We start from the raw sequence: 8820 nt of genomic DNA on the forward strand, positions 1-8820 counted from the left end.
CTCGTCCGCCGGGGCGGCAGCCGGCGGGCCCGCGCCGGGGTCGCCCGGCCCACGCCGTGGCGCTCGGCCAGCTCCTTGACCAGGCCGGTGATCCGGGCCTGGTACGCCCTGGGAGCGTAGGCGCCCCTGCCGTACAGCTCCAGGTAGCGCGGCACCAGCCGCGGGTGCTCGCGCGACAGCCAGGCCAGCCACCACTCGCGCGCCCCCGGCCGCAGGTGGAGCACGATGGGCGTGACGTGCGTCGCGCCCGCCCGGGCGATCTCCCTGACCGTGGCCTCCAGCCGGCCGGGAGAGTCGGTCAGGAACGGCAGGATCGGCGCCATGAGCACCCCGCAGGCGATGCCGTTGTCGTTGAGGGTCGCGCAGGTCTCCAGCCGCCTGCGCGGGTGCGGGGTGCCGGGCTCGGTCGAGCGCCAGGCGTCGGTGTCGAGGAAGCCCGCCGACACGTTGGCGCCGACCTGGGTGACCTCGGCCGCCTCGGTGAGCAGGTCGAGATCGCGCAGGACGAGCGTGCCCTTGGTCAGGAGGGAGAACGGGTTGGCGGCGTCGCGCAGCGCCGCCAGGATGCCGCGCATCAGCCGGTAGCGGCCCTCGGCCCGCTGGTAGCAGTCGACGTTGGCGCCCAGGGCCACGTGCTCGCCGCGCCAGCCGGGCGCGGCCAGCTCCTTGCGGGCCAGCTCCGCCGCGTTGACCTTGACGATGATCTTCGAGTCGAAGTCCGCACCGGCGTCCAGGTCGAGGTAGCGGTGCGTGTTGCGGGCGAAGCAGTAGACGCAGCGGTGCCCGCACCCCCGATAGGGGTTGATCGTGCGGTCGAACGGGACATGACTGACCGCCGGGACGCGGTTGATGATGGACCGGGCATGGATCTCGTAGAACGTCATCCCCTTGAACTCGGGGGTGTCGAACGTCCGGACGACCGCGCCACGAGCGAGCAACGGCACGGCCGGATCGTCCGGATCGGTGCGGTCAAGGCGCAGATTGTCCCAGCGCATGACATGATTAGAACAAGCATTCGATGATGATCGCAAATGGAAAGAGGCGGCAATTACCTCACCAGGCGGCGGCTAATGATCTTCAGGGTTGGGCAGAAACCCCGCACAGAGCTTGCGTTCCGGAGGTGCATCTATGGCCTGGTCGCAGGACGAGGAGAGGATGCTGGCACAGATCGAGCGTCACCTCGTCGACGACGATCCACGGCTCGTGGCGCGACTTGAGTCGTTCAACGAGCGGGCGCGCCGCGGCGAGGCGAGGGCCGCCGGCACCCCTGGAGCCAGGCGCAGGCCGCGCCGCTCGACGGTCATCATCCTGATCAGCTGGCTGCTCATCGCGACGCTGGTCGCCACCCTGCTGATCATGGTCCTGCGGCACGAGGCCGCCGCGCTCGCCCTGGCCGGATCCTTCTCCCCCTTCACGATCGCCTGACCCCACACCGGACCTTCCGCCCCCGCCCGGCACGGCCCCCCGGCACAACCCCGCGCGGCCCTACCCCTGCACGGTCCTGCCCCCGCACGGCCCCGCCCCCGCACGGCCCCGCCCCGGTCACGTCCCACGCCGATCACCCGCGCCGCCCGTCATCGTTCGCCGGCCGCGAAGCGGGCCGCCAGCTGCGCCCGGTTCGTGACGCCCAGCTTGGCGAAGACGTGACCCAGGTGATACTCGACCGTCTTCACGCTGAGCATCAGCTCCCTGCCCACCTGCTGGTTGCTCTGCCCGGTGGCCACCAGCCTGGCCACCGCCAGCTCGCGCGCGGTCATGTCCCACTGCAGGCGCCGCCCCCGCGCCGCCCGGCCGCAGGCGGCCAGCTCGCGTTCGCAACGTTCCATGTACGGAACGGCCCGCAGCCCCGCGAAGACGTGATGCGCCGCCTCCAGCCGCTCTGCCGCCGCGTTGCGCGACCCGTGCCGCCGCAGGAAGCACCCGTGGTCCAGGTCGAGCCTGGCCCGCTCGAACGGCACGCCCGCCGGGCCGGCATGGCGCTCTCCCCGCTCGAACGCCCCGGCCGCCTCGGCGTAGTCGCCCTGAGCCGCCAGCAGGTTGCCCTTGGCCCGGTACACCCGCACCAGCGACATGTCACGCCCGCGGGCCAGCGCCCGCTGCTCGTACGGCTCCAGCACGGCCTGGGCGCGCCCCGGATCGCCGGCGGCGAGCTCGGCGTCACTGAGCAGGTCGCGCCAGTCCAGCAGGCCGGGCTCGTCGAGGCCCTCCCGGGCGCCGGGCTCCAGCAGAGGCAGCAGCACGCGCAGCACCCGCGCCGGGTCGCCCCGCGAGGCGGCCAGCCACGCCTCCGCCACCGCGACGAAGAACCGGGACGCGACGATGTCCCCCGTCGTGCGCCACCCCTCGGCCACGTGCTGCTCGGCCGCCGCCCAGTCGCCCCGTTTCGACGGCACCATCGCCGCCAGGGCACGCGCGCCGCCCGCCATCCACGCCTGGTCCGACTCCTCGGCGAGCGCGACGGAGACCTCCCCGTGCACGAGCGCGTCGTCCCACCGGCCGGCCAGGTGCAGGGCGTTGCCGAGGTGGGCGTGCGCGACCACCCGCTGGTAGGCGGAGAGCTGGTCGGCCCGGCGGAGCAGCCCGGCCAGGTCGGCCGTCGCCCCGTCGATGTCGCCCACCCACGACCTGACCGTGCCCCGGCCGAGCAGCAGGTCCCGCTCGACCTTGCCGGTCGCCGTCACCGGCACGTTCTCGGTGGCCTCCAGCGCCTTGTCCGGGAACCCCATGGCGGCCATGGCCAGGATCTGCACGCTGCGCACGATGCCCGCGTCGAACCCGGCGACGGGACCGGTGAGCGCGCGCTCCGCCCAGACGGTCGCCTGCGAGTTGTCCGCGCCCATCATCGTCGCGACGGCCAGCTGCTCCGCCGTACGGACCGCGAGCACCGGCTCGGCCACCGGATCGGTCCGGCTCCAGGCGTCGGCCAGGAGCCGGGCCGCCTCGCCGCTGCGGCCCCGCACCTGGGCGATCACGCCCTGGGCGAAGGAGCGCACCTCGGGCGGGCACTCCACGGGCAGCGTCCGGGCCAGCTCGGCCGCCTCGTCCACCCGGCCCGCGTGCACCAGGGCGCCGACGGCCTCACCGGTGAGCCGGGCCCGCCGCCGTACGTCCTGGGCGAACTGGGCGGCCTGCAGCAGGTGGGTGGCCGCGCTGGACCACAGTCCCGCGCGCTGCTCCTCGTGCGCGAACACGGCCAGCTCGTCAGCGAGCTCCGGCGCGGGGCCGGTCGTCGCGCGCACGCGGTGCTGGAACCGTTCGCGGTCGCTCGCGGCCAGCTCGGCGGCCCGCGTGTGGAGCCGGTGCCGGGTGACCACTCCGAGACCGTGGTAGATCGCCGCCTGCGACAGGGGGTGGGGGAACGCGGCACAGAGCCCGTGCCTCGTGTGCCGCTCCTCCAGCAGGCCGGCCCGGACCGCCTCGTCGAGCGCCGCCAGCGGCTCGGCGCCCGCGAGCGCGGCGATGTGGTCGACCGGGCAGGGCAGCGGCAGGATGCTGGCGGCTCCCACGAAGTCGCGCGCCGCCCGGCCGCAGGCCGCGAGGCGGGCCAGCACGAGTGCGGCGTAGTCCGGCGGGGCGGGCAGCGGCCGGGTGAGGTCGTTCAGGACGTCGGCGGGCAGCCGCTCCATGAGCTCGCGCGCGTGCAGGAGGTTGCCTGCGGTCAGCGAGCGCAGGCGTTCGGCGGCGGCGCCGCTCAGCGACCGCACGCCGACGCCCCGGCCGAAGGCGCGGAAGTCCGAGGCGGGCAGGCCGCCGAGCCGCATGCGGGCGTCGTTCAGGACGTCGGCGGGCAGCCGCTCCATGAGCTCGCGCGCGTGCAGGAGGTTGCCTGCGGTCAGCGAGCGCAGGCGTTCGGCGGCGGCGCCGCTCAGCGACCGCACGCCGACGCCCCGGCCGAAGGCGCGGAAGTCCGAGGCGGGCAGGCCGCCGAGCCGCATGCGGGCCGTGCGCTCGTCACCGAGCAGCTTGCGCAGGCCGGTGGGGATCGCCGCGGCGGCGAGCTCTCTCGCGATCACGATCGCGAGCACCTGGTCCGCGCGCAGGCGGCGCAGCGCGAAAGTCACCGCCTGGAGCGACGGCACGTCGGCCCACTGGGTGTCGTCCAGGACGACCGCTACGGGCCCGCCGTCCTGGAGACGGCCCAGCCGGTCGAGCAGCTCGGCGCCGGCCGAGACGGGACCGCTGTCGGCCGGGCACGCCTCCTCGGTGAGCTGGGCCAGCACGCCGTACGGGAGCCCGGTCTCGCACTCGTCGCCGCTGGCCGCCAGCACGGTCAGCTCCGGCCGGGCGGATAAGAATCGCCGCACCAGGGCGGTCTTGCCGATGCCGGCCGCCCCCTCGACGAGCACCAGGCGCGGGGTGCCCGAGCGGACCTGTTCGAGAATCCCGCCGAGCCGCTCCATCTCGGTTGCGCGTCCCACGAACACTGTGGCCATCCTTCCATCGTCTGCGGGAGGAGCAGCAGCGCCTAGAGCACCCGGCCCGCGGCTTTGCGGCACCCGGCCGGGACGGCGCCGCCGACCGCCCGCCGGCGCGCCCCGACCGTGTCAAACGTTCCATGCCCGGGAATCTCTCCAGAGAAGTGTGCCCGGCCGCCTCGCCCCCGGAGACCTGCTTGAGCACAAAAGACGTCCTCGCACTCGTGGCCGGCGCCGTCGTCGTCACGGCCCTGGCCGGCACCGCCACCCCCGCCGGGAAGGCCACCGCCGACCGGGCCGGCTCCGCCAGCCCCCTCGCCAACCCCAGCGGCACCCTGCCCGGCCTCGCCCCCTTGACCTCCCGCTCCGACAGAGCAGCCGCCCGCCACCTCATCAAGGCCCTGCGCGTCAAGGGACGCGGCCCCGCCACGCGCTACGCGCGCACCCGGTTCGGCGACAACTGGGCCGACACCGCCACCGGAGTCCCCTACTCCCGCAACGGCTGCCGCACCCGCGACGACCTCCTCGCCCGCGACGGCCACGACATCCGCTACCGCGAGGGCTCCAGCTGCGAGGTCGTCGCCATGCGGCTGGAAGACCCCTACACCGGCCGGACCATCGAGTGGCGCAAGAGCCACCCCGACGAGATCCAGGTCGACCACGTCGTCCCCCTCGCCTACGCCTGGCGCATGGGCGCCTCCCGCTGGCCCATGTCCAAGCGCCTGGACTTCGCCCAGGACCCGCTCAACCTGCTGCCCGTCCACGGAGCGGCCAACGAGCAGAAGGACGCCTCGGGCCCCGCCTCCTGGCTCCCGCCGCGGCGCCGCGTCCGCTGCGCCTATGCCACCCGTTTCGCGCAGGTCGCGCTCAGGTACGACGTGCCCGTCACCAGGCCCGACAAGGACGCCATGCTCGCCCAGTGCCGATGAGCCCGCCCGGGAGCGCCGCCGAGCCGGTCCGCGCCCCCGTACGGCTATCGCGCGTCCGCCCAGTCGAAGCTCCGCCTGAACGTCAGCTCCGCCAGCACCCGCTGCCCCGCCGCGTTCGGATGGAAGTAGTCCCAGCCGCTGATGTGGTCCAGCGCGAACCTGTAGCGGAACACCGCGCCCCCGTCGGTACGGCACGCCTCCCCCAGCGCCGCGCACGCCTCGGCGGCCTCCCGGTTGTAGGCCATCACCCGCTCCCGCACCCGGGCCCGCCGCTCCACGTCCGCGCGTTTGACCGACGTCGGCCGGGCCAGCATCGCCTGGCAGATCCGCCCCACCGTCCAGAACGTCCGCGCCAGCCCGTTGACCTTGCCCACCTGCCACAGCCGCCGCAGATCCGGGACGCTCGCCACGAACACCCGCACCCCCGGCACGCCGTCGCGCAGCGCGGTCAGCGCCTCGTCCATCCGCCGCCGGTAGACCTCGACCGGCGTCATCTCCCGCTCGGTGGGCACGCACGCGTCCTGGGCGCCGATCAGGATCGTCACGTAGCCCGGCTTGAGCTCGATCGCCCGCCGCACCTGGCCCATCAGGCTCGCGCTGGTCGCCCCGGGCGCCGCCAGGTTGCCGTTGTGCCCCCGGATGCCGCCGTCCAGCCGCAGCAGCCGCAGGTAGTGGCTGTCGACCTCGGCGTTGTCGCCCGTCGCCCACGACCGGGAGGTGCACGGCACGTACCAGCCGCACACGTTGAACCCCGCCGTGATCGAGTCTCCGAGCGCCACCATCGTCCCCGGAACCGGAACCCGCGAGGATTCGGCCTGCGCGGCCCCCGAACCGGCGAAGACCAAAACGGCGGCCACCATGGGCGACAAGCGACTGATCATGGGCCCCAAGGTAGGGAGCCGATCACCGCCCCACTATGACCTCAAGGCAACGACAGCCAATTCAGGACCCACTTCATATCGCGGCTTGACAGTGCCGGCGGGTGCGGATTGCCCCATGATTTCCGCTCAATCCATGTCATAGCCGGAGCGGAGACCGTAACGCCTCAATCACGGGGGTCCCAGTCGAACGTGTTCAGTTCCCGCATAGAGTGTCTTGGGTGAGTGTCGCGCTCGGAACAACCAGCCCGCTGCCGGTTCGCACGACCCCCATTCGCGCCCCCGGCGACCTGCTGGCGTCCCTGCCCAGGACCGCGCCCTACGCGTGGGTCCGGCACGGCGAAGGGCTCGTCGGCTGGGGGGAGGCCGCCCGCGTCACCGTGCCGCCAGGCCCCGGCCGCTTCGCGTGGGCCCGCCGATGGCTCGCCGCCGTCCTCGGCGACGCCCACGTCGACGACGCCGTCGACGCCCCCGGCTCGGGGCCGGTCGCGTTCGGCACGTTCACCTTCGACGAGGACTCCCCCGGCTCCACCCTCGTCGTCCCCCAGACCATCCTCGCCCGCCGCGGCGGACGCGCCTGGCTGACCACCGTCGGCTCCGTGCCGGCGAACGGCTCCGGCGACCCGCAGCTCCACGTCTTCACCCCGCCACGCCGGCCTGGGCGCATCCGCTACGGCGACGGCAGCCTGACCGCGCCCGAGTGGGAGCACATCGTCGCCCGCGCGGCCCGGCGCATCCGGGACGGCGAACTCGAGAAGGTCGTCCTCGCCCGCGACCTGCTCGCCGTCGCCGAGCACCCCATCGACGTGCGCCTGCTCCTCGCCCGCCTGGCCCACCGCTACCCCGAGTGCTACACCTTCTCCGTCGCGGGCCTCGTCGGGGCCACCCCCGAGCTGCTCGTACGCCGCACCGGCAAGCAGATCGAATCCCTCGTGCTCGCCGGCACCACCCCGCGCGGCACCAGCGCCGCCGACGACCTCGCCCGCGGCGCCGCGCTCTTCGCCTCCGACAAGGACCGCCACGAGCACGAGTGCGCCATCGCCTCCGTGCGCCAGACCCTCGCCCCCCTCTGCTCCGCGCTGCACACCCCCGCCGAGCCCGAGCTCCTCGTGCTGCCCAATGTCCAGCACCTCGCCAGCCACGTCAGCGGCCGGCTCGCCGACGGCGCCTCCGTCCTCGACGTGGTCGCCGCCATGCATCCCACCGCGGCCGTGGGCGGCACGCCCACCGGCACCGCGATCGAGCTGATCCGCGAGCTGGAGGGCATGGACCGCGCGGGCTACGCGGGCCCGGTCGGCTGGATCGACGCCCACGGCGACGGCGAGTGGGGCATCGCGCTGCGCTCCGGCATCGTCGAGGGGCGCCGCGCCAGGCTGTTCGCCGGGGGCGGCATCATGGGCGACTCCGAGCCGAGCTCCGAGCTGGCCGAGGCCCAGGCCAAGTTCCGCGTCATGCAGTACGCCCTGGAGGGCTGACGCCCCACGTCCGGCCCGCGACGTGGGTGGTCCCGCCCCAGGCGTAGGCAGCTCAGCCCGGAACGTAGGCAGCTCAGCCCGGAACGTGGGTGGGTCCCGCCCGGCACGTGGGTGGGTCCCGCCCGGAACGTGGATGGTCCCGCCCGGCGCGTGGGCGGCTCAGCACGCGACGTGGATGGCCTGGCCTGGCTCGACCCGCGCCCGGCCCGCCGTGAGCGCGGCGACCCACTCGGCGAACGCCGCCACCTCGTCATCGCCGACCGCCACGGCGAAGTCCACCGCGGGCCCGTAGGCCACCTCGCGCACCCCGTACCGCGAGGCGCGCAGGTCGTTCTCCACCCGGCCCGCCTGGTCGTGGGCCACCGAGACGCGCACCAGCCTGGCCGGGACCATGCGGGCCACCAGGCCCAGCGGCTCGGCCCGGTCGAGCGTCTCCGTCACCGCCGAGCCGTACGCGCGGACGAGGCCGCCCGCCCCCAGCAGGACGCCGCCGAAGTAGCGGGTGACCACCGCCACCACGTCGCTGAACCCCCTGCCGACCAGGGCCTGCACCATCGGCGTGCCCGCGGTGCCGCCCGGTTCGCCGTCGTCGTCGCCCTTCTGGACGCGCTGCCCGATCACGTACGCGGTGCAGTTGTGCGTGGCGGCCGGGTGCAGCCGGCGCCGCCCGGCGATGAACCCCGTCGCCTCCTCCACCGTGGAAGCCGGCGCGATCGCGCAGACGAACCGCGAGCGCCGGGCCTCCGTCTCGTGCTCGACGCTGTTCTTGAGGGTGAGGTAGGAGGAGGTCACCTCGCCAAGCTACCGCCTTTACAGTGTAGATCAGCAGCGGTGCCCCCTTTGGCTTCCCGCCACGCGCGTAGGCGGCCAAAGTCCCGCCCCGGCCGGGCCGGGAGCGCTAGCATCGCCTCCATCCCGGTTGTGACCCTCGGAGGCTCCCGTGGACAGCGAGAGCGTCGCGAACGACGCCATGCCGTACGCCACCTCGGCCATCGGCGCGTACGGCGCCGAGGTGCTCGCCAAGACCAGCGAGCTCGCCGCCGGTTCGGCGGCGGCCCGCGGCACCCAGATCCTGCAGCGCGTCTTCGGCCGCGGCGACGCCCGCGCCCGCGGGCTGATCGCG

General features: G+C 74.3%; 8 protein-coding genes. 4 read left to right on the forward strand and 4 right to left on the reverse strand.

The window, feature by feature from the left end; genetic code table 11:
- A partial coding sequence (locus tag DQW85_RS11650) for an Rv2578c family radical SAM protein (protein ID WP_162794911.1) occupies window positions 1-995 on the reverse strand: 995 nt, incomplete at its 3' end.
- A 133-nt stretch (window positions 996-1128) separates the two neighbouring features.
- On the opposite strand from DQW85_RS11650, the gene DQW85_RS11655 reads away from it, so the two are divergent.
- Window positions 1129-1425, forward strand: coding sequence for a DUF3040 domain-containing protein (locus DQW85_RS11655; protein ID WP_113700354.1), 297 nt, complete (start codon window positions 1129-1131; stop codon window positions 1423-1425).
- 149 nt (window positions 1426-1574) lie between these two features.
- Here DQW85_RS11655 and DQW85_RS11660 read toward each other — a convergent pair whose 3' ends face one another.
- Entirely contained in the window at window positions 1575-4433 is a 2859-nt protein-coding gene (locus DQW85_RS11660; RefSeq protein ID WP_113700355.1) for a helix-turn-helix transcriptional regulator, read from the reverse strand.
- A gap of 179 nt (window positions 4434-4612) precedes the next feature.
- Here DQW85_RS11660 and DQW85_RS11665 point away from each other — a divergent pair, with 179 nt between their 5' ends.
- Entirely contained in the window at window positions 4613-5344 is a 732-nt protein-coding gene (locus tag DQW85_RS11665; RefSeq protein WP_205315045.1) for an HNH endonuclease family protein, read from the forward strand.
- A 44-nt stretch (window positions 5345-5388) separates the two neighbouring features.
- Here the strand turns inward: DQW85_RS11665 and DQW85_RS11670 are convergent, their stop codons facing one another.
- A complete protein-coding gene (locus DQW85_RS11670; RefSeq protein WP_113700357.1) occupies window positions 5389-6225 on the reverse strand; it encodes a GDSL-type esterase/lipase family protein in 837 nt (278 codons plus the stop codon).
- Window positions 6226-6443: 218 nt separating this feature from the next.
- On the opposite strand from DQW85_RS11670, the gene DQW85_RS11675 reads away from it, so the two are divergent.
- The gene (locus DQW85_RS11675) at window positions 6444-7697 is read left to right on the forward strand and encodes an isochorismate synthase (protein WP_113700358.1); all 1254 of its coding nucleotides are present in this window, start codon (window positions 6444-6446) and stop codon (window positions 7695-7697) included.
- 159 nt (window positions 7698-7856) lie between these two features.
- Here DQW85_RS11675 and DQW85_RS11680 read toward each other — a convergent pair whose 3' ends face one another.
- Window positions 7857-8489, reverse strand: coding sequence for an IMPACT family protein (locus tag DQW85_RS11680; protein ID WP_113700359.1), 633 nt, complete (start codon window positions 8487-8489; stop codon window positions 7857-7859).
- Between the two features lie 148 nt (window positions 8490-8637).
- Here DQW85_RS11680 and DQW85_RS11685 point away from each other — a divergent pair.
- The coding region (locus tag DQW85_RS11685) for a hypothetical protein (RefSeq protein ID WP_205315046.1) at window positions 8638-8820 on the forward strand (183 nt) is incomplete at its 3' end.

Source organism: Nonomuraea lactucae, assembly GCF_003313395.1.
In the GTDB taxonomy this organism is placed as follows: Bacteria; Actinomycetota; Actinomycetes; order Streptosporangiales; family Streptosporangiaceae; genus Nonomuraea; species Nonomuraea lactucae.

What these genes read in the sequence shown, in the direction of transcription:
- DQW85_RS11655 (WP_113700354.1), top strand. Translation starts at nt 1,129, where the DNA reads ATGGCCTGGTCGCAGGACGAGGAGAGGATGCTGGCACAGATCGAGCGT.
- DQW85_RS11660 (WP_113700355.1), bottom strand. Translation starts at nt 4,433, where the DNA reads ATGGCCACAGTGTTCGTGGGACGCGCAACCGAGATGGAGCGGCTCGGC.
- DQW85_RS11670 (WP_113700357.1), bottom strand. Translation starts at nt 6,225, where the DNA reads ATGATCAGTCGCTTGTCGCCCATGGTGGCCGCCGTTTTGGTCTTCGCC.